This is a genomic window from Duganella sp. (assembly GCF_039595735.1).
Lineage (GTDB): Bacteria > Pseudomonadota > Gammaproteobacteria > Burkholderiales > Burkholderiaceae_D > Rugamonas.
In genome coordinates this window covers 77,558-102,088 of record NZ_JBCNLB010000006.1, presented here as the reverse complement: position 1 = coordinate 102,088, position 24,531 = coordinate 77,558, and the positions used below count along the sequence as shown (strand labels likewise).

18 protein-coding genes and 1 tRNA gene are annotated in these 24,531 nt (G+C 62.5%); 14 read left to right on the top strand and 5 right to left on the bottom strand.

Annotated features, from left to right (window positions below; genetic code table 11):
- Positions 1–14: 14 nt before the first annotated feature.
- Entirely contained in the window at positions 15–2,207 is a 2,193-nt protein-coding gene (locus tag ABDW57_RS13510) for a glycoside hydrolase family 3 C-terminal domain-containing protein (RefSeq protein WP_343730708.1), read from the bottom strand.
- Positions 2,204–3,463 (bottom strand): sugar MFS transporter, encoded by a 1,260-nt coding sequence (locus ABDW57_RS13505; RefSeq protein ID WP_343730707.1) that lies wholly within the window; start codon positions 3,461–3,463, stop codon positions 2,204–2,206. The genes ABDW57_RS13510 and ABDW57_RS13505 overlap by 4 nt, the downstream gene beginning before the upstream one ends.
- 274 nt (positions 3,464–3,737) lie before the next feature.
- Between ABDW57_RS13505 and ABDW57_RS13500 the strand changes: the two genes are divergently transcribed.
- The 12 genes from ABDW57_RS13500 to ABDW57_RS13445 all read left to right on the top strand — a co-directional run bounded on the left by ABDW57_RS13500 (position 3,738) and on the right by ABDW57_RS13445 (position 19,721).
- The gene (locus ABDW57_RS13500) at positions 3,738–4,766 is read left to right on the top strand and encodes a LacI family DNA-binding transcriptional regulator (RefSeq protein WP_343730706.1); all 1,029 of its coding nucleotides are present in this window, start codon (positions 3,738–3,740) and stop codon (positions 4,764–4,766) included.
- Between the two features lie 2 nt (positions 4,767–4,768).
- Complete coding sequence (locus tag ABDW57_RS13495) at positions 4,769–5,980, top strand: AGE family epimerase/isomerase (RefSeq protein ID WP_343730705.1); 1,212 nt, start codon at positions 4,769–4,771, stop codon at positions 5,978–5,980.
- Between the two features lies 1 nt (position 5,981).
- The gene (locus ABDW57_RS13490) at positions 5,982–6,890 is read left to right on the top strand and encodes a carbohydrate kinase (RefSeq protein ID WP_343730704.1); all 909 of its coding nucleotides are present in this window, start codon (positions 5,982–5,984) and stop codon (positions 6,888–6,890) included.
- 75 nt (positions 6,891–6,965) lie between these two features.
- Entirely contained in the window at positions 6,966–9,059 is a 2,094-nt protein-coding gene (locus ABDW57_RS13485) for a TonB-dependent siderophore receptor (RefSeq protein ID WP_343730703.1), read from the top strand.
- The gene (locus tag ABDW57_RS13480; RefSeq protein ID WP_343730702.1) at positions 9,059–10,318 is read left to right on the top strand and encodes a histidine phosphatase family protein; all 1,260 of its coding nucleotides are present in this window, start codon (positions 9,059–9,061) and stop codon (positions 10,316–10,318) included. The genes ABDW57_RS13485 and ABDW57_RS13480 overlap by 1 nt, the downstream gene beginning before the upstream one ends.
- A 135-nt stretch (positions 10,319–10,453) precedes the next feature.
- Entirely contained in the window at positions 10,454–13,525 is a 3,072-nt protein-coding gene (fdnG, locus tag ABDW57_RS13475) for a formate dehydrogenase-N subunit alpha (RefSeq protein WP_343730701.1), read from the top strand.
- A gap of 18 nt (positions 13,526–13,543) precedes the next feature.
- The gene (fdxH, locus tag ABDW57_RS13470) at positions 13,544–14,458 is read left to right on the top strand and encodes a formate dehydrogenase subunit beta (protein ID WP_176644799.1); all 915 of its coding nucleotides are present in this window, start codon (positions 13,544–13,546) and stop codon (positions 14,456–14,458) included.
- On the top strand, positions 14,455–15,108 hold the full coding sequence (locus tag ABDW57_RS13465; RefSeq protein ID WP_343730700.1) for a formate dehydrogenase subunit gamma: 654 nt from the start codon (positions 14,455–14,457) through the stop codon (positions 15,106–15,108). Before fdxH ends, ABDW57_RS13465 begins: the two co-directional genes overlap by 4 nt.
- Positions 15,109–15,165: 57 nt before the next feature.
- Complete coding sequence (gene fdhE / locus ABDW57_RS13460; RefSeq protein ID WP_343730699.1) at positions 15,166–16,149, top strand: formate dehydrogenase accessory protein FdhE; 984 nt, start codon at positions 15,166–15,168, stop codon at positions 16,147–16,149.
- Positions 16,146–17,648 carry an L-seryl-tRNA(Sec) selenium transferase gene (selA, locus tag ABDW57_RS13455; RefSeq protein ID WP_343730698.1) on the top strand — a complete coding sequence of 501 codons (1,503 nt, stop codon included), beginning with the start codon at positions 16,146–16,148 and terminating at the stop codon, positions 17,646–17,648. The genes fdhE and selA overlap by 4 nt, the downstream gene beginning before the upstream one ends.
- Positions 17,645–19,621 carry a selenocysteine-specific translation elongation factor gene (gene selB, locus ABDW57_RS13450; protein ID WP_343730697.1) on the top strand — a complete coding sequence of 659 codons (1,977 nt, stop codon included), beginning with the start codon at positions 17,645–17,647 and terminating at the stop codon, positions 19,619–19,621. Before selA ends, selB begins: the two co-directional genes overlap by 4 nt.
- A 4-nt stretch (positions 19,622–19,625) precedes the next feature.
- Positions 19,626–19,721 (top strand) — tRNA-Sec (locus ABDW57_RS13445).
- On the opposite strand, the gene ABDW57_RS13440 is transcribed toward ABDW57_RS13445, so the two are convergent.
- A complete protein-coding gene (locus ABDW57_RS13440; protein ID WP_343730696.1) occupies positions 19,706–20,419 on the bottom strand; it encodes an alpha/beta hydrolase in 714 nt (237 codons plus the stop codon). The two genes, ABDW57_RS13445 and ABDW57_RS13440, sit on opposite strands and share 16 nt — an antisense overlap.
- Positions 20,420–20,575: 156 nt before the next feature.
- Between ABDW57_RS13440 and ABDW57_RS13435 the strand changes: the two genes are divergently transcribed.
- Positions 20,576–22,228, top strand: a complete 1,653-nt coding sequence (locus tag ABDW57_RS13435) for a methyl-accepting chemotaxis protein (protein WP_343730695.1) — start codon at positions 20,576–20,578, stop codon at positions 22,226–22,228.
- Between the two features lie 49 nt (positions 22,229–22,277).
- Complete coding sequence (locus ABDW57_RS13430; RefSeq protein ID WP_343730694.1) at positions 22,278–23,678, top strand: c-type cytochrome; 1,401 nt, start codon at positions 22,278–22,280, stop codon at positions 23,676–23,678.
- Here ABDW57_RS13430 and ABDW57_RS13425 read toward each other — a convergent pair.
- Positions 23,663–23,968 (bottom strand): DUF29 family protein, encoded by a 306-nt coding sequence (locus ABDW57_RS13425; protein WP_343730693.1) that lies wholly within the window; start codon positions 23,966–23,968, stop codon positions 23,663–23,665. The genes ABDW57_RS13430 and ABDW57_RS13425 overlap by 16 nt on opposite strands.
- A 47-nt stretch (positions 23,969–24,015) precedes the next feature.
- The gene (locus tag ABDW57_RS13420) at positions 24,016–24,444 is read right to left on the bottom strand and encodes a DUF29 domain-containing protein (protein WP_343730692.1); all 429 of its coding nucleotides are present in this window, start codon (positions 24,442–24,444) and stop codon (positions 24,016–24,018) included.
- Between the last annotated feature and the right edge of the window lie 87 nt (positions 24,445–24,531).

Genomic DNA, 24,531 nt, shown 5'->3' with positions numbered 1-24,531 from the left:
TCTCGCTCCTTGGTTTATTTACCTGCTACGTTCAGCGTGCGCTGCGGCAGCCGCACGGTGATGCTGCTTGCCTTGGCGTCTGCCGCGTCCTGCGCCAGCAGCACCTTGTAACCACCCTTGGCGATGCGCCAGGTTTTGCTGCGGCTGTCGAATACGCCCAGCAGACGCGGATCAACCGTCACGCTGACTTCCTTGCTTTCGCCTGGCGCCAGCTCCACTTTATCCCAACCGGCCAGGCGCTTGGGCGCTTCCCACTTGGCATTGAGCGGCGACACATACACCTGCGGCACGTCCTTGCCTTTCACCGCGCCGGTGTTGGTGACCTTGAAGCTGACCGACAGCTTGCCATCCTTCTGATTGGCCGCCAGGCCGGAATACGCAAACTGGGTGTACGACAAGCCATGACCAAACGGGAACAGTGGCTTCAGGCCCTTGAGGTCAAACCACTTGTAGCCCACCGCGGCACCTTCATGATAATTGACGGTGAAACGTACCGCTTCATTTTTCGGATCGCCATCCAGTTTTGGACGCGGAAGCTGGCTTTCCGATGCCGGGAACGTCGCTGGCAAGTGGCCCGACGGATTCACTTCACCAAACAGCACGCGCGCAATCGCCTCGCCGCCGGCGGTGCCCGGATACCAGGCCTGCAGGATACCTGCCGCCTGATCCACCCATGGCATCAGCACCGGGCCGGAAGTCTCCAGCACCACCACGGTTTTCGGATTGGCCCTGGCCACGGCGCCGATCAGTGCATCCTGATTGTCCGGCAGCGCCAGCGACACCGCGTCCAGCGCTTCGCCCACCCACTGCTGGGCAAACACCAGCACCACATCCGCATCGGCGGCAGCTTGTGCGGCGGCGGCAGGATCGCGGCCATCGTTGAAGATCACTTGCGCGCCTGGCGCGCGTGCCTGAATCGCTTTCATCGGCGAGGACGGGTGATACACCACAGGCCCCGGCCACGAGGTCGGTGCAATGCCCGGCACGGCGTTTCCGCCAATCGGATACACCAGCGACGACCCGCCGCCAGCCAATACGCCGACATCCGCATGCGCGCCGATGATGACGATTTTTTTGGCGCCCGCTTTCAGCGGCAGCACGTTGCCGGCGTTCTTCAGCAAGACCATGCCCTCTTCCGCGTCGGCACGGCTCACCAGGTTGTGTGCGGCGTAATCGATTGCGCCGCCTTCCGCGACAGGATTATCCACCACGCCCTTGTCGAACATGGCACGCAGCACGCGGAACACCATATTGTCGAAGCGCGCCTGCGAGACGTGACCGTTGGTCACCGCCTCTTCCAGTGCACCGCCAAAGTATTGTGACTTGTCGAACTCCCAGCCAGACTGCTGATCCAGTCCTGCGTTCGCCGCTTCCACCGTGCTGTGGGTCGCGCCCCAGTCGGTCATGACGTAGCCTTTGTAGCCCCAGTCTTTTTTCAGCACCTGGTTGAGCAGATAGTCGTTCTCGCAGGCGTAGACGCCGTTCAGGCGGTTGTACGAGCACATGACCGAACCGGGATCGGCCTGCTCCATCAGGAACTGGAAGGCCAGCAGGTCCGACATGCGGTTGCTGGCATCATCCAGCCGCGCATCGACCACGAAACGGCCGGTTTCCTGATCGTTCACCGCGTAGTGCTTCATGGTGGCGATGATGTTATTCGACTGGATGCCTTTGACCTGCTGTGCCACCATGGTGCCCGCCAGCAGCGGATCTTCACCCGCGTATTCGAAGTTGCGGCCGTTGCGCGGCTCGCGCAGCAGGTTGACGCCGCCGGCCAGCATGACGTTGAAGCCGGAAGCACGCGCTTCCCTGCCTATCATGGCGCCGCCCTGATAGGCCAGCTCGCGGTTCCAGGTGGCGGTGGTGGCCAGGCCGGACGGCAGCGAAGTGCGCTCGCGCGGCGTCTTGCTGGCCTGCGTCGCCACGCCCAGACCGGCATCGGTCTCAAACAGCGCCGGCAGGCCGAGACGCGGCACGCCCTCGATATAGCCGGCCGAGAAAGGCAGCGCGGCCGGATGCTTCTTGGTCTTGTTGCCGAAGTCCGAACCAAAGTGGCCCAGCACCCAGCGCAGCTTTTCCTGCTGCGTCATCGCCTGCAAAGCCAGCTCCGCGCGTTTGTCAGCGCTCAGCGACTTGTCCATCCATGGTTCCGCCGCCTGCGCCGACATCGCGGCCAGGGCGAACGCGATCGCCAGTTTCAACTTCATACAGTCTCCTTGTTGTTATACATGCCGGCGTATTTGAGGCCGAAGTAGAGAATAAACGTGTAGCAGGCGGCAGGCACAAAGAACGACCATTGCAGGCCGATGGTGTCCGCCAGCAGGCCTTGTGCGAACGGTACCAGCGCGCCGCCGACGATGGCCATGCACAGGATGCCCGAGCCCTGGCCGGTTTGCTTGCCCAGCTTGTGCAGCGCCATGCTGAAGATGGTCGGGAACATGATGGAGTTGAACAGTCCCACCGCAATGATCGACCACATTGCCAACTGGCCGCTGCCGAAGATCGCGGTCAGGATCAGGATGATGGAAGCGGCCGAGTTGAAGGCCAGCGCCTTGCCCGGGCTGACGTAACGCATCACCGCAAAGCCGATGAAGCGTCCGATCATGGCGCCGCCCCAGTAGTAGCTGACGTAGTGCGCGGCCGCACCGGCCGGCAGGCTGGCGACGTTGGCGTCACCCAGGAAGTTAATCAGGAAGCTGCCAATACTGACTTCACCGCCCACATACAGGAAGATGCCGATGGCGCCCAGCAGCAGATGGCGATGCGCCAGCACGCCGGTTTCCACGCTGGTGGCCACATCGTCGTCCGCGTGGCTGATCTTCGGCAGACGCACCAGCGCAAACAGCATGGCCAGTGCCAGCAGCGCAGCTGCCAGCGCCAGATATGGTCCCTGCACCGCTGCCGCTTCTTCCGCCTTGGTGCGCACCACGCTGGTCACGCCCTCCGACAGAATCAGCATGCCGCCCAGCGCGGGCGCGATGGTGGTGCCCAATGAGTTGAAGGCCTGGGTCAGCGTCAGGCGGCTGGAGGCGGTGGCCGGGGCACCGAGCACCGTCACGAAAGGATTGGCAGCCACCTGCAGGATGGTGATGCCGCTGGCCAGCACGAAGAACGCCAGCAGGAATAAGGCGTAGCCGCTGACCGACGCCGGGAAGAACAACGCACAACCGGCAGCCGCCAGCACCAGGCCACTGACCGCGCCGCGCTGGTAGCCGATTTTCTTGATTAGCATCCCGGCCGGCAGCGAGACAATGAAGTAGGCGCCAAAGAAGCAGAACTGCACCAGCATGGCCTGCACGTAGTTCAGCGTGTAAATCGATTTCAGATGCGGAATCAGCACATCGTTTAGCGATGTCAGAAGCCCCCACATGAAGAACAGCAGCGTGATGATCACCAGCGGGACGGTGTTACCACCTTCCGTATGGCCGTGCGAGCGCACAGTTGCGGATGCAACGTGTTCCATAGATGTCTCCTCGTATGGATGGTTTTTGTATTAATGAAAAGATTCTGCATAGTTGCCGCCGCACGGTCAAACAACATGCGATTTTTGGTCGCAGTTTAGCCATTTTCACTAAACACGCAGATATTGTAGATACGCGGCCCGCGTAGCCGCAGGCCGCACTAAAAGCATCGTGTTTAGTAAATTGCGCTAAACTCAAAGGTCAAGTCGATGTCGCGGTTGACCGTCAATAGACGCTAATGCAAGACTTCATTCATACGAGGGAGACATAACAAAAATGGGCACGAACGTAACGATCAGGGATATCGCCCGAGTCGCTGGCGTATCGGCGGGGACGATTTCACGCGCTTTGAAGAATGAACCCGGCCTGACCGAAGCCACGCGCCAGATGGTACTGGAAACGGCGCGGGAGCTGGGCTACGACTTTTGCAAGCTGCGGCCGAAGCGCTTGCGGCGCCTGACCTTCCTGCTGCACCGCCAACACAATACGGCGTCCAGCAGCCCATTTTATTCGCCGGTGCTGCACGGTGCGGAAGAAGCCTGCCGCAAGCAAGGCATCGTCTTGTCCTTCATGGCGGTAGGTCCGGCCGATGGCCTGATCGACCAGATACGCATGCACGCGCCGGACGGCATTGTGTGCGCCGGATTCTTTGAGCCGGAAACGCTGAGCGCCCTGCGCTCGACCGGCAAGCAGCTGGTGCTGATCGATATGAAGCTGCGCGGTTACAGTTCGGTCAACCCGGACAATATGATGGGCGGCTACCTGGCGACCAAGCACCTGATCGATACCGGCCGCACACGCGTCGGCTTCATCTCCGGCCCGCTGGGACACTACTCGATCCGCGAGCGCGCACGCGGCTATCGCCAGGCACTGTTCGAGGAAGGCATTCTGGCCGATCCACGACTGGAAGCCGGCCTGCCGGACGGCGTCGATCTGGAGACCGGCGCCTGGGAAGCGATGGAGCAGTTGCTGGACCTGCCGCATCCGCCGGACGCGGTGTTCTGCTACAACGACAGCGCCGCGCTGGTCGCCATGCGCTGCTGCCTGGCGCGCGGGCTGAAAGTCCCGCACGATATTGCCATCGTCGGCTTCGACGATATTTCGACCGCCGTGCTGGGGCACCGTCCCCTGACCACGCTGCGCATCGATAAAAAAGCTTTGGGTGCGTTGGGCGTGGAATTACTGCTCAACGGCCCGCATGAAGTACCGGTCGAGAAAACCTCGCCGGTGGAGTTAATTATCCGCGCCAGCACTGTGCTTGACGGCTGGCGCCCCAAGAACCTGGTAACTTTCAAACGGACCTGAAGATGGCCCCTGATTTCCGATCCCGCACCACCCTGCTGAACCACATCCGCCACACCAAGCATTTTTACGATGTCCGCTGCACTGATCCCAGCGGCGGCCTGTATCACTTCTACAAGGACGACGGCACGGTCTATGACGCGCACACGCGCCATCTGGTCAGCAGCACCCGTTTCGTCTTTAACTATGCGATGGCGTGGCGTCAGTTTGGCGACAGCGAGGATCGGCAGCGCCTGCGCCACGCGCTGACCTTCCTGCGCGATGCGCACCGCAACCCGGCAACCGGCGGTTATGCGTGGCAGCTGGAATGGAAGAACGGCGAAGGCCGCGTCACCGATGGCACCAATCACTGCTACGGCCTGGCCTTCGTGCTGCTGGCTTACAGCCACGCGCTGATGGCCGGCGAAACCCAGGCCGCGCCCTGGATTGCGGAGACGTTCGATCTGATGGAAAAGCGCTTCTGGGACGCCAGGTATGGTCTGTACGCCGACGAAGCCAGCGCAGACTGGTCGCATCTCGACGGCTATCGCGGGCAGAACGCGAATATGCACGCCTGCGAAGCGCTGATCGCCGCATTTGAGGCCACCAACGACCGCGCCTACCTGCTGCGTGCAGAAACGCTGGCGCATAACATCGCGGTACGCCAGGCCGCGCTGGCCGACAACATGGTATGGGAACACTATCACGCCGACTGGACCGTCGATACGGAATACAACCGTCATGACAAGAGCAACATCTTCCGTCCATGGGGCTATCAGCCGGGCCACCTGACCGAATGGGCCAAGCTGCTGTTGCTGCTGGAGCGTCATGGCGCGCATCTCGCCAACAATCCGAACTGGCTGCTGCCACGCGCGGTGGAACTGTTCGACGCGGCGTTGAGCAAGGCCTGGGACCACGAGCACGGCGGCATCTATTACGGCTTTGCGCCCGACAGCAGCATTTGCGACGATCTCAAATACTTCTGGGTGCAGGCCGAGAGCCTGGCCACCGCCGCCCTGCTGGCCAACCGCACTGGCGAAGCACGCTACTGGACCTGGTACGACAAGATCTGGGCGTATAGCTGGGAGCATTTCGTCGATCATCAACACGGCGCGTGGTATCGCATCCTCGGCGCCGACAACAGCAAGCTGACTGACGAGAAAAGCCCGGCCGGCAAAGTGGACTACCACACCATGGGCGCCTGCTATGAAGTGCTGAATGTGCTGAAAAAGGATTGAGATGAACTTTCCCCTGTTTGTGGCAGCGGGCGAAGCGCTCACTGATCTGATCGTGCAGGACAGCGCGCAGCAGCACTGGCACAGCGTGGTGGGCGGCTCGACCTGGAACGTGGCGCGCACCATGGCCAAGCTGGATGTGCCCACCGCATTTGCGGGCGCCATCAGCAGCGATGTCTTTGGCGACGCGCTGTGGCAGGCCAGCGAGGCAGCGCGACTGGACCTGCGCTTCCTGCAGCGATACACGAACTCTCCTTTGCTGGCGATCGTGCATCGCACTGATCCGCCAGCCTATTTCTTCGTCGGTGACGACAGCGCCGATTTGCAGTTCGATGCGAACCTGCTGCCGGACGGCTGGCGCGCGCACTGCAAGTGGGTGCATTTCGGCGGCATCAGCCTTGCGCGCCAGCCGCTGGCCGGTAAGCTGGTGGCGCTGGCCGAACAGCTGAAGCAAGACGGCATCCGCATCAGCTACGATCCTAATTACCGCGTGCTGATGGACGCGCGCTACGACGCCACGCTGCGCCGCATGACCGAGCTGGCGGACGTGGTCAAGGTGTCGGAAGAGGATCTCGAAGGCCTGTTCCGCACCAAGGATATCGAGGGGGCGTTTGCCACGCTGCGCAGCTGGAATCCGGCGGCAACCTATCTGTACACCAAGGGCGGCGCCGGCGCCTCGCTGCACATTGGAGATCAATCGTGGTCGCTGCCAGCGCCGAAGATCACGGTGGTAGACACGGTAGGCGCGGGCGACGCCAGCATCGCTGCACTGGCGTGGAGCATGATGCATCGTGCCGGCGCCACGCCCTTGCAGCACCTGCAATTCTCGGTGGCGGCCGGCGCGGCAGCCTGCCTGGGCGCGGGCGCTTCGCCGCCGTCGCTGGCGGATATTCAGAACCTTACGAACTTGTAATGTTGTTCGTCACAGGGCTGTAACACAGGACCAATACGATGGCGGGCTTTACCAGCTCACCATCGTCAGGTTCTCATGTCTTCGAAAACTCCTTTCGCCCCATCCCGTCTGCAACTGGCGCTTGCCGCCGCCGGCCTGTGCGCCCTCCATTTCTCCGCGATGGCGGAAGATGCCGGCGGCGCGCTGTCCACGGTGGAGGTGAAGGCCACCGTCGAAAAGAAAAAGCTTGGCGATAGCGTCAGCAGCGGCGCTCTGGGACGCAAGTCGGAACTGGATACGCCCTTCTCCACCAAGGCCGTCTCCAGCGAGGAAATCGAAGACCGCCTGGCCACCAGCGTTTCCGAAGTGCTGAAGTACGATGCTTCGGTCACCGCCATTTCGCCGCCGATCTCCACCCACCCGGCCACCATCCAGATGCGCGGCCTGCGCCTGGATGATTTGAATGGCTACAAGGTCAATGGCCTGGCCAATATCAACCGCGGCACCGAGATGCCGCTGGAGATGTTTGAAAGCGTGGAAGCCCTGAAAGGCCTGACCGGCTATATGTACGGTTTCGGTTCGCCGGGCGGCATCGTCAACTACGTCAGCAAGCGTCCGACCACCAGCCAGAGTTTCAGTGCGGCGATGGGTTATCAGGAAGGCGGCGCGATCAAGGAGCATATCGATACCGGCGGCCGGCTGGGCGAGGAAGGCGGCTTTGGCTACCGTTTGAACCTGCTGCATGAAGACGGCGACCTGAAACAGGAAAGCGGTTCGATCAAGCGCAATGCCGCCGGGCTGAATCTGGAATGGCGCATTACCAGCGATCTGGCGCTGACTTACGATGCGATCTACCAGCGCCGCCGCAGCGTCGGCGGTACGGATATTGTCATCGCGCCGGCGTACAGGATTCCAGCGCCGATCGATGGCGAGAGCAGGTTGAATAGCGTCGGCGCCGGCAGCGATGTGGAATACACGCTGGCCACCACCGGCATCGAATATCGCATCGCGCCGCAGTGGGTGGCGAATGCTTCCTATCGCACCTCCGATTCGACCCGCGTTTACAAGAAGGACCAGTACTACATCACCAGCAACGCCGGCAATTACAAGGACCGCGTGACTTCGGAACTGCATGGCTACCATTTCGACCAGGTGCAAGCCACCGTCAACGGCAGTTTCGATAGCAATGAGGTGGTGCTGGGTGTGATGTCGCAGAATCTGGCATCGACGTCCTCGGTGGTGACGCCAAAGACCTATCTGGGCACCGGCAACCTGTACGCGCCGACCATCATCAATGTCTGGGGCATCAACTACAGCGGCGGCACCTACCGTGACGAGACCACGCGCCAGGATGCGATCTTCGCCAGCGACACGCTGAAGCTGGGCGACAACTGGTCGGTGGTTGGCGGTTTGCGTTACACGCAGTTCGTAGATAACGCTTACTCGACCAAGGGTGCACTCACCGCGCGCTATACTGCCAACAAGACTACACCGACCGTGGCGCTGATGTACAAGCCCGCCGCAGATACCACGCTGTACGCCAGTTATGTGGAAGCGCTGGAACAGGCAGCCAACGCACCAACGTCCACCGTCAACGCCAACCAGACCTTCGCACCGATCAAGAGCAAGCAATCGGAAGTCGGCGTGAAGACGGAGCGCAGCTGGTGGAACGCCACAGCCTCGCTGTTCCGCATCGAGCGCGGCGCGCAGTACACCAACGCCGCCAACGTGTATGTGCTGGACGGCCAGACCAAATATCAGGGCATGGAATTCAACACCGTGGTACAGGCGGCCAGGAACGTCTCGATCGAAGGCGGCATTATGCTGCTGGACGCGACGCTGGAGGAAGCCGCGCCAGGCTACAGCGGCAAGCGCGCGGTCGGTGCGCCGCGCCGCCAGGCATCGGTTCAAGCGACCTGGCGCGAAGTACTGCCAGGTCTGGCGCTGCACGTCGGCAGTCAGTATCTGGGCGAGCTGCCGATGGATGCGGCCAACGTCAATACGCTGCCGGCCTACACGCTGTTTGACGCAGGCTTCAACTATCGTCACCGCTACTTCGGCAAGATGATCAGCGTGCGCGCGAATATCTCCAACCTCGCCAACCGCAAATACTGGACTTACTATCAGGAGAACTACCTGAACATCGGTGCGCCGCGCACCGCCAGCTTGAACGTTCGCGTGGACTTCTGATGCTCGATCTCGCACTGTCCCTGCTGCTGTCCACCAAGGCCCCGTACGCGCCGCAGCAGGACAGCGCCAGCTACGAAGCGGCGCCGCCCGGCTACAAAGCAGTCTACACCCAGCTGCTGGCGCGCCATGGTTCGCGCGGCCTCACCAGCCCGAAAGGCGCGCAAGCACTGCACGCCCTGTGGCAGCAGGCCGCTGACACCGGTGGACTGACGCCGCTCGGCCGCCAGTTCGGGCCGGACATCGAGCAAATGATGCGTGCCAACGAAGCTATCGGCTATGGCAACGAGACGCAACAAGGCATGGAGGAGCACACCCAACTGGCACGGCGCCTGTTCGCGCGTCTGCCAGACCTGTTCCGCGACGCCGAGGCCAGCTCGCGCCGCATTGTGCTGGTCAGCTCCGGCAAGGACCGCGCGGTCGACAGCGCGGAATTCTTCCGCGACGCGCTGGTGCGGCAGCAGCCCGGCCTGGCGACCTTGTTCGATACCGGCATCGATCGCGACACGCTCTACTTCCACAAGCAAAATACCCCGGCAGGTCTGGCCTACCAGCGCTGGGCGGATAGCGGCGAGCTGCAAGCGCGTGCAGCCGCCATCCGCGCGCAGCCGCAATTGCAGGCTGCCGCGCAGACCACGCTGGCCCGCCTGTTCACGCCGCAATTCATGGCTGCACTGGACGCCAGCCGCGCCACCGATACCGCGCTGTCGCTGTACGCGCTGTATGCCGCCGCCGCCGACATGCGGCACGAACTCAAGGCCGACTTCACCAAGTACATCCCGCCGGGCGAAGCCAGCGTCTACGCCGAAGCCGAAGACGCCATGGCCTTTTACGAAAAAGGTCCCGGCATCGTGGAAAACGGCGATATCACCTGGCGCATGGCCGCTGTGCTGGTCGACGATTTCTTCAACGAGGCCGACGCCGTCGAGCGTGGCGACCTGTCGCACGCCGCCAAACTGCGCTTCGCCCACGCCGAAATCGTCATCCCCATGGCCAGCGCACTGAGCATACCGGGCCTGTCCGAACAGCTGCCGCGCAGCGCAACTTACAGTTACCAGAACAGTCCATGGCGCGGCGCGTACAGCGCGCCGATGGCGGCCAATATACAGTGGGAACTGTACCGTAACAGTGCCGGACGTGTACTGGTACGGATGCTGTACAACGAGCGCGAAACCGACTTCAAGCCGGCCTGCAGCCACGCCAGAATCGCTCCCGCCAGCCACTTCTACGACTACCAGCAGTTGAAACGTTGTTATAAATAAAACCAACATTATCAAATGCTCTATACCAAAAGGCGTTTCTGGCCGATTAGCAACAATTAATACAAATCTACTCTCGCGAATCGCTAGTTGCAGGTGCTAAACTCGGCAGGTCACCAGACAACAAGAGAGGACACCATGAACCAGATGTCACGACGCCAGTTCCTTCGGGTGACTGGCGCGACCATCGCGGGTTCGAGCATCGCGCTCCTCGGCTTTGCGCCGGCGACGGCCCTGGCCGAAGTCCGGCAGTACAAGCTGGCGCGCAGCACCGAAACCCGCAACACCTGCCCCTACTGCTCCGTCGGATGCGGCCTTTTGATGTACGGCCTGGGCGACGGCGCCAAGAACGCCTCGGCCAGCATCATCCACATCGAAGGCGATGCCGACCACCCGGTCAATCGCGGCACCCTGTGTCCGAAAGGCGCCAGCCTGATCGACTTCATCCACTCGCCGAACCGCCTGCTCGCGCCGCAGTACCGCGCGCCCGGCGCCACCGAATGGACGCCGATGTCGTGGGATGAAGCGCTCAACCGCATCGCCAAATTGATGAAGGCGGACCGTGACGCCAACTTCGTCGAAAAAACCGAAGACGGCAAAACCGTCAACCGCTGGACCACCACTGGCATGCTGTGCGCATCGGCCAGTACCAATGAAGTAGGCTATTTAACCCATAAAACGATGCGTGCCACCGGCATGCTCCCATTCGACAATCAAGCACGCGTATGACACGGTCCGACGGTGGCAGGTCTTGCCTCGACATTTGGACGTGGTGCGATGACGAATCACTGGGTGGATATCAAGAATGCGGATGTCATCCTGGTCATGGGCGGCAACGCAGCTGAAGCACACCCTTGCGGGTTTAAATGGGTCACGGAAGCCAAGGCGCATCGCGGCGCCAAGCTGATTGTGGTCGATCCGCGCTATACCCGAACCGCTTCGGTGGCGGACTATTACGTCCCTACCCGTACCGGTGCGGACATCGTTTTCCTGGGCGGTATCATCAACTACCTGCTCACCAACGACAAAATCCAGCACGAGTACGTCCGTAATTACACGGACATGCCTTTCATCGTCCGCGAGGATTTCGCCTTTAACGACGGCCTGTATTCGGGCTGGGACGACGAGAAGAACAAGTACACGGACAAGAGCAGCTGGAACTACGAACTCGGTGAAGACGGCTTTGCCAAGATCGATCCGACGCTTGAACATCCGCGTTGCGTGTACCAGCTGATGAAGAAGCACTACTCGCGCTACACGCCCGAGATGGTGGAGAAAGCCTGCGGCGTGCCGCCGGAAAAATTCCATCATGTGGCGGAACTGCTGGCATCGACCGCGGTGCCGGGACGCGCCGCGACCATCCTGTATGCACTGGGCTGGACCCAGCACTCGACCGGCGCGGAAACCCTGCGCACCGGCGCCATGGTGCAGCTGCTGCTCGGGAATATGGGCGTCGCCGGCGGCGGCATGAACGCGCTGCGCGGCCACTCCAACATCCAGGGCCTGACCGACCTTGGCCTGCTGACCAATATGCTGCCGGGTTACCTTTCGCTTCCGGGCGAGGCCGAGCAGGAATGGGATGCGTATGTGGCCAAGCGCGCCTTGAAACCGCTGCGCCCCAACCAGTTGAGCTACTACAGCAACGCCAAGAAATTCCTGGTCTCCTTCATGAAGTCCTGGTGGGGAGACGCCGCGACCGAAGAAAACAACTGGGCCTTCAACTACCTGCCGAAACTCGACAAGCCATACGACATGATGCAGGCGTTCGAGCTGATGATCCAGGGGAAAATGACCGGCTATATCTGCCAGGGCTTCAACATCCTGGCTTCGGCGCCGGACAAGCAGAAGACCACCGATGCTTTGTCCAAGCTGAAATGGCTGGTGATCATGGACCCGTTGCAGACCGAGACCTCCGAGTTCTGGAAACCGCACGGCGACTTCCACAAAGTCGATCCGACGCAAATCCAGACCGAGGTATTCAGCCTGCCGACCACCTGCTTCGCGGAAGAACGCGGCTCGCTGGTCAGCTCCTCGCGCGTGCTGCAGTGGCACTGGCAAGGCGCCGAAGGTCCGGGCCAGTCGCGCAGCGATCTGGAAATCATGGCCGGCCTGTTCCTGCGCATGAAGAAGGCTTACCAGACCGAGGGCGGGAAATTCCCCGATCCTATCCTGAACCTGACCTGGAACTACGCCAATCCGGCCTTCCCTAGTCCGGAAGAACTGGCGATGGAGTACAACGGCAAGGCACTCAAAGAGCTGACCGATCCGAAGGACCCGACCAAAGTCATCCTGAAGAAGAACGAGCAGCTGGCCGGCTTCGCGCAACTGCGTGATGATGGCAGCACGGCTTGCGGTTGCTGGATCTTTGCCGGTTCGTGGACCGCTGCCGGCAACCAGATGGCACGCCGCGACAACAGCGACCCATCGGGCATCGGTCAGACGCTGAACTGGGCGTGGGCATGGCCGGCCAACCGCCGTGTGCTGTACAACCGCGCGTCCTGCGACCCGAAAGGCAAGCCGTGGGATCCAACCCGCAAGCTGGTGTCGTGGAATGGCACGGCGTGGGGCGGCTACGACGTACCGGACTTCAAAGTGGATGAGCCGCCTGAAAACGGCATGGGTCCGTTCATTATGCTGGCCGAAGGCGTGGCACGCTTCTTCTCGCGCGACTCGATGGCGGAGGGGCCGTTCCCCGAGCACTACGAGCCGTTCGAATCGCCGATCGGGCATAACCCGCTGCATCCGAACAATCCGAAGGCCTTCAACAACCCGGCCGGTCGCATGTTCCCGAACGACCGCAAGAAGTTGGGCAAGAAGGACCAGTTCCCGCATGCGGCCACCAGTTACCGCCTGACGGAGCACTTCCACTTCTGGACCAAGCATGCGCGCCTGAATTCCATTATTCAGCCGGAGCAGTTCGTCGAAATTGGCGAAGCGCTGGCCAAGGAAGTCGGCGTGGTGCACGGCGACCGCGTGAAGGTGACGTCGGGACGCGGCTACATCATCGCGAAAGCGGTGGTGACCAAGCGTATCAAGCAGTTGACCATCGATGGCAAACCGATGCACCACGTCGGCCTGCCGATCAACTTTGGCTTCAAGGGGCTCACTAAACCGGGCTACCTGGTTAACACGCTGACGCCTGTCGTGGGCGACGGCAATTCACAGACACCGGAATCGAAGTCGTTCCTGGTGAAAGTGGAAAAAGCTTAACGGCCGGAGGAGATAATCATGGCATTACAATCACTTGATATCAAGCGCATGTCGGCAACGACGGTGCAAACGCCGGTGGCTCGCACACCGGTGACCGGCACGGTCGCCAAGCTGATCGACGTTTCCAAGTGCATCGGCTGCAAGGCTTGCCAGACCGCCTGCATGGAGTGGAACGATTTGCGCGACGAGGTGGGTGAAACCACCGGCGTCTACGACAATCCTTTGGACCTGACGCCGCAATCGTGGACCGTCATGCGCTTCTCGGAATACGAGAATCCGAAGGGCGATCTGGAATGGCTGATTCGCAAGGACGGCTGCATGCACTGTGAAGATCCGGGCTGCCTGAAGGCCTGCCCTTCACCGGGCGCCATCGTGCAGTACACCAACGGCATTGTGGATTTCCATCAGGAGAACTGCATCGGTTGCGGCTACTGCGTGGCCGGCTGCCCATTCGATGTACCGCGCATTTCCAAGCAGGACAGCCGCGCCTACAAGTGCACCTTGTGCTCGGACCGCGTGGCCGTCGGCCAGGAACCTGCGTGCGTGAAGACCTGCCCGACCGGCGCCATCATGTTCGGCACCAAGGAGGACATGAAGGAGCATGCGGAGGAACGCATCACGGACCTGAAGTCGCGCGGCTTTGCGCAGGCCGGCTTGTACGATCCGGCCGGCGTCGGCGGCACGCACGTCATGTATGTGCTGCACCACGCGGACCAGCCGACCTTGTACCACGGCCTGCGCGAGAATCCGAGCATCAGCGCCACCGTCGGTTTGTGGAAGGGCCTGACCAAGCCGCTGGCATTGGCCGGCATGGCCATCACCGCGCTGGCGGGCTGGTTCCACTACTCGCGCGTGGGTCCGAACGAAGTAAGCAAGGATGAGGAAGCCGAAGCAGTGGCGGAAGCTAAACGTATCAGGGAGGAAGCACCATGAGCTCACCCAACCGCGATAAAGACGGCAATCCGCTGATCCAGCGCTACACCAAGAATGAGCGCAGCAATCACTGGATCACGGCGATCTGCTTCATTCTGCTGGCAGTCTCCGGGCTGGCCATGTTCCACCCGGCGACGTCGTGGATGGCCGTGTTCCTGGGTGGCGGCCAGTGGACCCGCATCCTGCATCCGTTCATCGGGCTGGTGATGTTTGTGTCGTTTGCGATTCTGGTGCTGCGCTTCTGGCACCACAACCGCATGGACGCGGCGGACAAGCAGTGGCTCAGGCAGATGGATGATGTGCTCAACAACCGCGAAGACAAGCTGCCGAAGATCGGCATGTACAACGCCGGCCAGAAGATCCTGTTCTTCGTGCTGATCGCCTCGATGGTGGGCCTGCTGTTGTCCGGCATTGTGATCTGGCGTGCCTATTTCTCGTTCTACTTCCCGATCGAGATCGTGCGGCTGGCGGCGTTGCTGCATGCGTTTAGCGCTTTTGTGCTGATTTGCTCGATCATCGTGCACATTTACGCGGCGTTCTGGGTCAAAGGTTCTATCGGCGCCATGGTGCGCGGCACGGTCACCTACGGGTGGGCGCGCAAGCACCATCCACGCTGGTTTGAGGAAGTGGTTCGCAAGAGCCGCGACTAGGTTTAGAATGCTCCTTGCGCCGGGGAGCATCCTGGATCTGTTTCAGGGAGATTTTTTTTGGTACAACGCTTGTTAGAACCTGGTGAGATCGAGGCGCTCGATCACACCGCCATTCCTCGCCTGCTGCTGCCGGAAGCGCGCAGCCTGTTTACTGCGCGCGCGGCGCGCCTGCGGCAGTTGGCAAATAATCAAATCAAGGGTATTCCGGTTGGCGAGACGCTGGCCGGCTATCTCAATATGATGGCGGCGCTGGTGGACGCGCAGGCGGCGGCGATCCGTTCGCTGCCAGCCGACACCTTCGCCATGCCGGATGCGGCCACCATTCAGTTGGCCATCGATCACCACATGCCGCCGCTGCCGGTCAGCGGCCAGCGCCCTGCCACCTGGCGCCGGGTGTTTGATGCCATTCTCGACCAGCTGGATGCGCTGGCGGAGAGCCAGCCGCAGTTGGCTGTCGTGCTGGCGGAGTTGCGTTCGCTCGATACGGCGCAGCTGGAGGGTTGTGCGGATGCGGTATTGGCCGAATTGACGGAGGGTGTGCATCCGCTGCATGCTCCGTTCGTGGCTGCGGCTTTGCAAGTGATGTGGACCATGCGCGCCAGCCAGCTGGATGCGCCGCGTGTGCAGCCGCTGGTGACCAATACGCTTTGCCCGGTGTGCGGCGCGCATCCTGTTGCCAGCGTGATCCGGATTGGCGGCCAGTCGCAGGGCTATCGCTATTTGCAGTGCAGCTGCTGCTCCAGCGAGTGGCACATGGTGCGGGTGAAGTGCTCGTGCTGCGAGGGCACGGCGAAAGTGGCTTACCAGAGCATCGATCAGGAGCTGGAGTCGGATAACAAGGCCAATGATCCAAGCAAGGTGGCGCGCGCCGAGACCTGCGACGACTGCAACACTTACCGCAAGATCTTCAACCAGGAACACGACTTCTACGTCGACCCGCTGGCCGACGATCTCGCCAGCCTGGCCCTCGACCTGCTGGTCGGCGAAGCCGGCTATGCCCGCGCCAGCGGCAATCCCCTCTTGTGGTTCAACGCCGAATGAGCACGCCATCCCACGATAGCGCCGGCACCAGCGCCGCGCCGGCACCAGCGGGTGCCTCCGACGGCGCAGGCGCAGGGGGCGCAATCCGCCTGCCCGCCGTCCATCTGATCCTGTCGGACACCGACTGCGAGGCGCTCATCGCGGAATACGGCCGTGTGCAGACACTGGAAGCTGCTCGTGCGTTGCTGGCCGAGCTGCGCGCCATGCTGCTGGCCGCCCGCGACGGCGGCGCTGCCGCAGCGTTGGCCTCCGCCCCGGACACCAGCATCCCATCCCTGCTCGCCATGCTGGCCAACCGCCTGCGCGAACAAAACACCTCGCCACTGCGTCCCGTCTTCAACCTGACCGGCACTGTCCTGCACACCAACCTTGGCCGCGCCCTGCTGCCCGACAGCGCGGTGCAGGCCGTAGTTGATGCGATGCGCTGGCCCATGAATCTCGAATGGGACATCGACACCGGCAAACGCGGCGACCGCGATAACCTGATTGAAGAACTGCTGCTGGAGCTGACCGGCGCCGAAGCCGCCACCATCGTCAACAACAACGCCGCCGCCGTGCTGCTGATGCTGAACACCGTGGCATTGAACAAAGAAGTGATAGTCTCCCGCGGCGAACTGGTGGAAATCGGCGGCGCCTTCCGCATCCCGGACGTGATGACCCGCGCCGGCGCCATCCTGCGCGAAGTCGGCGCCACCAACCGCACGCACCTGAAGGACTACGACGAAGCCGCCGGCCCGCAAACCGGGCTGATGATGAAGGTCCACACCAGCAATTACGCCATCACCGGCTTCACCAAGAGCATAGAGCTGGACGAGCTGGCGCCGCTGGCGAAGAAGCACCACATCCCGCTGGCTGTAGACCTGGGCAGCGGCACACTGGTCGACCTGGAACAATACGGCCTGCCGCACGAAACCACGGTGCGCGAAACTATCGAAGGCGGCGCCGACCTGGTGACCTTCAGCGGCGACAAACTGCTGGGCGGCCCGCAATGCGGCATCATCGTCGGCCGCAAAGACCTGATCGCGCAGATCAAGAAGAATCCACTCAAGCGCGCCCTGCGCGTCGGCAAACTGACACTGGCCGCGCTGGAGCCGGTGCTCGCGCTGTACCGCGCACCGGATCTCCTGCCCGAGCGCCTGACCACTCTCAAGTTGCTGACCCGTCCGGCCGCCGCGATGCGCGCGCAAGCGCAAGCCATCCTGCCGCTGCTGCAAGCCGCGTTAGGCCCCCACTACGAAGTCACCGACGAAGCGATGACCAGCCAGATCGGCAGCGGCGCCCTGCCGGTCGATCAGTTGCCAAGCTACGGGCTGGTGGTACGCCCGTCGGCAACAGGCCGTATCAGCAACGCACTGGGCTTGCTGGAGCAGCGCCTGCGCGCCCTGCCGCTGCCAGTCATCGGCCGCGTGGCGCAGGACGCCCTCTGGCTGGACCTGCGCTGCCTGCAGGAGCATCAACAGCAGCGCTTTATCGAACAACTGTCTCTGCTCACAGCATGATCGTCGGCACAGCGGGGCACATCGACCATGGCAAGACCACCCTCACACGCGCCCTTACCGGCGTCGATACCGATCGTCTGAAGGAAGAGAAAGCACGCGGCATTTCGATTGAACTCGGTTACGCCTACACGCCACTGGGCGATGACATCCTCGGCGTGATCGACGTGCCTGGCCACGAGAAATTCATCCGCACCATGGCGGCCGGCGTGACCGGCATCGACGCCGCGCTGCTGGTGATCGCCGCCGACGACGGCATCATGCCGCAAACGCTGGAGCACCTGGCCATCTTGCGCCTGCTGGGCGTGAAGCGCGGCGCGGTGGCGATGACCAAGATCGACCGCGTGGACGCCACCCGGCTGGAACAGCTGGAACAGGAAATCCAAGCCCTGCTCGCGGCGACCGATTTCGCCGGCGCGCATATCTTCCGCACCAATGCCACGCAGGAGGGCGACATCGGCGTCAAGGCGCTGCTGCGCCACCTGGGCGAGATGGCTGCCACGCTGCCGGCCAACGACGAACGCCGCCTGTTCCGGCTGGGCGTGGACCGCGTATTCACGCTATCCGGGCAAGGCACCATCGTCACCGGCACCGCACTGGCGGGTAGTGTGCGCGTGGGCGACATGCTGCAGTTGGCGCCCGGCGGGCAGCAAGTGCGGGTGCGCAGCATTCATGCGCAAAACCGTTCGGCGGAGATGGGACGCGCGGGACAACGGCTGGCGCTCAATCTGAGTGGCGCCTCCAGGGAGGATATCGCACGCGGCACGTGGGTGGTCGCGCCGGCGCTGGCCGAATGTTCGCAGCGTGTGGACGTTGAACTGACGCTGACGCCGGACTGCGGGCTGACGCTCAAGCCCTGGTCGCCGGTGCACGTGCATCTCGGCGCCGCACATCACACTGCCAATGTGGTGATGCTGGATGATGAGGTGCTGGCGCCCGGCCACACCGGCCGTGTGCAGCTGGTGCTGGACGCGCCGGTGCACGCCGTGCCGGGCGACCGCTTCGTGATCCGCAATGCGCAGGCCACCGCCACCATCGGCGGCGGCATAGTGCTCGACCCGTTCGGCCCCGCACGCAAACGCCGCAGCGCGACGCGCACCGCGTGGCTGGGTGCGCTGGCCGATTTCATCGCTGGCAGCGACAATGGCGGCGCCAGCGCGCCTGGCGGCGCTGGCCGCAACGGCGAACTCCCCCGCGACAGCGGCGCAGCCGGCGGCGGCATCTCCGCCCTGCTGGCGCGCGGTCCGCTGGGTTTGCGGGCTTCGATGCTGGTGCGCCTGTCGCAACTGCCGGCATCGCTGATCATCACGCCGCCAGGCACGGTGGAAGTGCCGCTGCAAGGCGGCGACACACTGCTGATCGCTGCGACCGAAGTGCAGGCACTGCAAGTCAGCATCCTTGCCGCGCTGGCGGAGTTCCACCAACGCGCGCCAGACGACGCAGGCCCCGAGCTATGGCGCCTGAAACGCATCGTCTCGCCCGACATGGAAGACCGCTTGTGGAGCCGGCTGATCGAAACCCTGCTGGCCGAAGGCGCGATCAAACAGCGCGGCCGCAGCCTGCACCTGCCCAGCCACAGCGTGGAGCTCAGTGCCGCAGAACAGGCGCAGGCCGCGCCCTTGCTGGCATCCCTGCTGGCAGGCGGCTTCGATCCACCATGGGTGCGCGACCTGATGCGCACCCATGACATGCCGGAAGTTGAAGTGCGCCGCCTGCTGCTCAAGCTCTCCAAAACGGGAGAGTTGAACCAGGTAGTGAAGGATTTGTTTTATCATCCGCAGCGGATGGATGAACTGGCGCGCATCGTGGCGACGCTGCCCAGCGCGGACGCCGCCTCGTTCCGCGACGCCACCGGCCTGGGACGCAAGCGCGCCATACAGATATTGGAGTTCTTCGACCGCGTCGGCTATACTCGGCGGGTCGGCAACATCCACCTGATACGACCGAATGCGGCGTGGTCGTACAGCAGCAACTAACAACGGAAGGCATACTCATCCGGTGATGGGGCCGGGCTTCAAACCCGGTGGGGGGCGTCAGCCGCTCCCTCGTAAGTTCGACTCCTACTGCCTTCCGCCATTCACCACCGCCGTAACCATATCAAGTGCGGCATCGAAGTGCTGCGGCGTTTCAGCCAGCAGTGACCACAGGCGATTGTGCTCGGCGCCCGGCACGATGAGCAGTTGACGCGATTCGGCATGAGGCGCGGCGTCCACCAGACGCTCGGAAATCTCCAGCGGGATCACCGCGTCATGCTCGGCGTGGATTACCAGCAGGCGGCCTTCAAAGCGCGACAGGATATTCCACGCATTGCTGTCAGCCCAACTGCGCTCGCGGCGGATGATGGCCGAGAACTCCGGCCCAAACGGCACCTCATACGCGGACGGCGTGTACACGCCCGGCACAATCAGCACCAGCGCATCGACGCGATGCTGCTCGCTCAGACGAATCGCGTTGTAGGCGCCCATGCTTGAACCAAATACCACCAGCGGCTCCGCCAGCGCGCTGGCAGCCAACACCGCCTGCGCCTGCCGTGTGCGGCTGGCCACCGACGATTCCGCAAACGTACCACCGGTCTCGCCATGGCCAATGGCGTCGAAACACACGCTGCCCAGACCACGCTGCTGCAGCGCGCCGCGCAGCAAATGATGGCCGCGCCGCGTGCTGTTGCCGGCGCCGTGCAGATACAAAATCCGATTGCTGTCGCGGCCCACGTAATGGTCGCCTTTCAGCAGTTTGCCGTCGAACGGCACGTCGAAATCGAGAATGGTAGACATGCCGCGCAGCCTACCCAAGCCTGTCAGTTTTGTAAATCCGGGTAAGAAATTTGTTACAGTGCTAAAATGAAATTTGGAAACTTAAATTTCTTTTGAATAATAAAACCTCCGAAATGAGGATGACCACCCTGAACACCTGCGAGATACGGAGGAACTGTGAAATTATCGGATATGCGGGTCGGCAACCGGCTGGCCATCGGTTTTGGCGCCACCCTGCTGCTGTTGCTGGCGGTGGCGGCCGCCAGTTGGCTCAGCATACGCCAGACCGCCGCCGACACCGACATCCTGCTGGCCCACCATCTCAAGACCGAGCGCCTGGTGAGCACCTGGAAAGCCCTGGTCGAAAACAATGTCCAGCGCGCGCTGGCTGCCGCCAAGACCGACGATCCCGCCACGCAAAAGCTGTTTGAAGACGGCATCGCTGCCAATTCCAGAATTGCCGAGGCCAACCAGCGCCAGATTGCCGAACTGCTCGATGACGCCCAGGCCCAGGCCCTGTTCGATGCCGCGCTGGCGCAGCGCAAGATCTACCAGGACGCCCGCAAGCGTGCGTTCGCGGCCAAGGCAGCCGGCGATCTGGACCAGGCCAATCAGATTGTGGAACGCGAATTCATCCCGGCCGGACAGGCGTACGTGAACCACATGGGCGAGCTGGTGGCCCGCCAGCAGGCGGTGATCGATGAAATCGGCGTCGCCATCCACAACCGCAGCGTCGCTTCAGCCTGGATGATTACCGTGTTGAGCGCAGCCTCGGTCGCCCTGGCGCTGCTGCTGGGCTGGCTGATCAGCCGCTCGCTGCTCAAGCAACTGGGCGGCGAACCGGGCTACGCGGCCAGCATCACCGACCGCATTGCCGGCGGCGACCTGACCGTACCGGTACAGTTGGCCAGCGGCGACCGCGCCAGTCTGCTGTACAGCATCGCCGCCATGCGCGACCGCCTGGCGGCTATCGTCAGCGAAGTGCGCAACAGTACCGATGCTGTGGCGACCGCTTCCGACCAGATCGCCAGCGGCAACCTCGACCTGTCCTCGCGCACCGAGCAGCAGGCCGGCTCGCTGGAAGAGACCGCATCCTCGATGGAGGAACTGACCGCCACCGTCAAGCAAAATACCGAGTTTGCCCGCCAGGCCAACCAACTGGCGGCCGGGGCGTCCGGCGTGGCCGAGCGCGGCGGCGAGGTGGTCGGCGGCGTGGTCACCACCATGGAAGCGATCAGCGCCTCGTCGCGCCAGATCGTCGACATCATCGGCGTGATCGATGGCATTGCCTTCCAGACCAATATCCTGGCGCTGAACGCCGCGGTGGAAGCGGCGCGCGCCGGCGAACAGGGCCGCGGCTTCGCGGTGGTGGCACAGGAAGTGCGCACGCTGGCGCAGCGCTCGGCCAGCGCGGCCAAGGACATCAAGCACCTGATTAACGCGTCGGTGGAAAAAATCGACAGTGGCAACGCCCTGGTCGACGAGGCTGGCAAGACCATGGAAGAAGTGGTGCGCAGCATCCGCAACGTCAGCGAGATCATGGAGCAGATCAGCGCCGCCAGCAGCGAACAGGAAGCCGGCATCGAACAGATCAACCGCGCCATCATCGAGATGGATGGGGTGACGCAGCAGAACGCGGCGCTGGTGGAGGAAGCCTCGGCAGCGGCGGCCGCGCTGCAAGGCCAGGCGTCGCAGCTGGCGGAGTTGGTGAGCGTGTTCACCGTGGACGGGTCCGCGCACTCGGCCAGCGTGACGCCAATCGGCAGGGCGCGCCCGCATGCGCCGGCAGCACACCTGTCAGCGCCAGCCGGGCAGCGCACCGGCACCTAGGCACGGTTGAAACTTGTACAATGACGGCATTACTCATCAGGGGACATCAATGTACAAGACCGCTCTGCAAGCCGCCGCCATCGGCATTGCGTTCGCTTCGTTCGCCGCCCACGCGGCGCCGGCCCAGACCGCCGAACAACTGTATCAAGCCAATTGCGCCGCCTGCCACGGCACCAGGATGGAGGGTGCGGTTGGCCCAACGTTGGGCCAGCACGCGTGGATTCATGGCGCCCCCACCAAGGCCAATCTCATCAAAGTGATCAGCAAAGGCGTGCCGGAGAAGAATATGCCGGCATGGTCGCCGGCGCTGAGCGCGACGCAGATCAGCATGCTGGCCGACTACATCGCGGCCAATGCTGATAAAAAGTTGGCGGCAGCGCCGGCCGCAGCCCCGGCCGCCAAGCCGGTGGCCGCCGATTTGCTGAGCGGCTTCAAACTGCCGAAAGGCTTCCGCATCAGCGTCTATGCGGATGGTGCGGAGACGGCGCGCAGCATGGTGGTGTCGGACAGCGGCATCGTCTATGTCGGTTCGCGCAAGGCCGGCAAAGTGTACGCGCTGGTGCCGCGTGCGGACAAGCAATCGGCCCAGGTAGTGACCATCGCGGAAGGCCTGGAGAATCCGATCGGCGTGACGCTGCTGAACGGCGCCCTGTACGTGGGTGAAATCGGCCGCGTGATCCGCTTTGACAATATCGACAAGCGCTACGCGCAAAAACCGTCGTACGAAGTGGTCAAGGTCAGCCTGCCCAACGATAAATGGCATGGCGAGAAAGTGATTAAAGCCAGCCCGGATGGCAAGCTGTACATCCCGGTCGGCGCGCCCTGCAATGTCTGCGACACCGACGACACCAAGAGCGCCAAGATCTACCGCATGAATGCCGACGGCAGCCAGTTGGAAGAAGTGGCACGCGGCGTGCGCAACACCGTGGGTTTCGATTTCCATCCAACCACCAGGCAGCTGTGGTTCACCGATAACGGCCGCGACGAGATGGGCGACAACACGCCATCGTGTGAACTGAACGTGCTGACCAAGTTCGGCCAGCACTTCGGCTTCCCCTACTGCCACGGCGGCGTGGTGCCGGATCCGCAGTTCGGCAAAGGCCGCACTTGCGAAGAGTTCGTCGAGCCGGTCGCCAAGCTGGGGCCGCACGTGGCGCCGTTGGGGCTGAGCTTCTACACCGGAAAACAGTTTCCTGAGGCGTATCGCAACAACATCTTCGTGGCGGAGCATGGCTCGTGGAACCGCTCGACCAAGATCGGCTACACGGTCCGCCTGATTACCCTGTACGGCAACAAGCAGGTGAGCGATACCGCTTTCATCGACGGCTTCCTGCGTGGCGACGACGTGGTCGGCCGCCCGGTGGACGTGGTCACGCTGGCCGACGGCTCGCTGCTGGTCTCCGACGACTACGGCGGCCGCATCTTCCGCGTGACTTACGACGGCAAGTAACCATCCTTTAAAACCTGCTCGTAATCCCACTCGCGGATTGCGGGCAGGTCCACCAGATCGGCCTCGCGGCCGCCGATATCCAGCGCATCCTTCCAGACATCCTCATCCCATTCCACCTCTTCCAACACTTGGCGCAAGCTTGGCATTTTCTGCAACAGCTTGGCTATCGCCTCACGCTGGTTTTTCATCGTATTATGGTCGACGTCCAGCAACGCCCACTGCCCAGCACGCAACAGCGTCACTTGCTCCTTCGCCCAGGCGGCAACGTCATGTTCATAGCTGATCGCCATATCATTCTCTTGGGAAGTCATCAGCGCCTGATACCGCAGATGAAGCCTCATCGGGCAAAAAAATCGTTCGTCAGCACCTGTTGAAGCGTCCAAGGACTGGTGTCGGGCAGCCCCTTGCAGTCGGCTTGTTTCACCGCCATCACCACGGCGTCGCGCCACACGGCATCGGCTAATTCCTTATCCAACGTAGCACGCAAGCTGGGGACTTTTAGTAGTAGTTTCTCGATATCGATACGCTGGATGCGAATCGTCGTCATCCAGCTGGAACCACGGCGCCTGGGCTGCCATTTCCATTTGATGAGATGCTCCACCAATATCGCCAAGCGGTGACGCAGCTCGCGTTTTTCACTTTTGCCCACATCCTCGATCTCCTCCGCAATGTTGTCGATATCGAGTTGGGACCATAGACCTGAGCGCAGGAGGTGGACCTGTTGCACGGCCCACGCGACTACATCTTCGTCATAAAGAGTATTCATGGCGTCCTCCACGCGGGTTAGACAGCAGGGGCATCCTAAAAGTTCAAACAAAAAACCGCCGGGGCTTGCGCAACCGGCGGCTCGTGG

Excerpts from the sequence above, each read along its gene's own strand:
- ABDW57_RS13510 (WP_343730708.1), bottom strand. The coding sequence starts at position 2,207 with ATGAAGTTGAAACTGGCGATCGCGTTCGCCCTGGCCGCGATGTCGGCG.
- ABDW57_RS13505 (WP_343730707.1), bottom strand. The coding sequence starts at position 3,463 with ATGGAACACGTTGCATCCGCAACTGTGCGCTCGCACGGCCATACGGAA.
- ABDW57_RS13500 (WP_343730706.1), top strand. The coding sequence starts at position 3,738 with ATGGGCACGAACGTAACGATCAGGGATATCGCCCGAGTCGCTGGCGTA.
- ABDW57_RS13495 (WP_343730705.1), top strand. The coding sequence starts at position 4,769 with ATGGCCCCTGATTTCCGATCCCGCACCACCCTGCTGAACCACATCCGC.
- ABDW57_RS13490 (WP_343730704.1), top strand. The coding sequence starts at position 5,982 with ATGAACTTTCCCCTGTTTGTGGCAGCGGGCGAAGCGCTCACTGATCTG.
- ABDW57_RS13485 (WP_343730703.1), top strand. The coding sequence starts at position 6,966 with ATGTCTTCGAAAACTCCTTTCGCCCCATCCCGTCTGCAACTGGCGCTT.
- ABDW57_RS13480 (WP_343730702.1), top strand. The coding sequence starts at position 9,059 with ATGCTCGATCTCGCACTGTCCCTGCTGCTGTCCACCAAGGCCCCGTAC.
- fdxH (WP_176644799.1), top strand. The coding sequence starts at position 13,544 with ATGGCATTACAATCACTTGATATCAAGCGCATGTCGGCAACGACGGTG.
- ABDW57_RS13465 (WP_343730700.1), top strand. The coding sequence starts at position 14,455 with ATGAGCTCACCCAACCGCGATAAAGACGGCAATCCGCTGATCCAGCGC.
- selA (WP_343730698.1), top strand. The coding sequence starts at position 16,146 with ATGAGCACGCCATCCCACGATAGCGCCGGCACCAGCGCCGCGCCGGCA.
- selB (WP_343730697.1), top strand. The coding sequence starts at position 17,645 with ATGATCGTCGGCACAGCGGGGCACATCGACCATGGCAAGACCACCCTC.
- ABDW57_RS13440 (WP_343730696.1), bottom strand. The coding sequence starts at position 20,419 with ATGTCTACCATTCTCGATTTCGACGTGCCGTTCGACGGCAAACTGCTG.
- ABDW57_RS13430 (WP_343730694.1), top strand. The coding sequence starts at position 22,278 with ATGTACAAGACCGCTCTGCAAGCCGCCGCCATCGGCATTGCGTTCGCT.
- ABDW57_RS13425 (WP_343730693.1), bottom strand. The coding sequence starts at position 23,968 with ATGGCGATCAGCTATGAACATGACGTTGCCGCCTGGGCGAAGGAGCAA.
- ABDW57_RS13420 (WP_343730692.1), bottom strand. The coding sequence starts at position 24,444 with ATGAATACTCTTTATGACGAAGATGTAGTCGCGTGGGCCGTGCAACAG.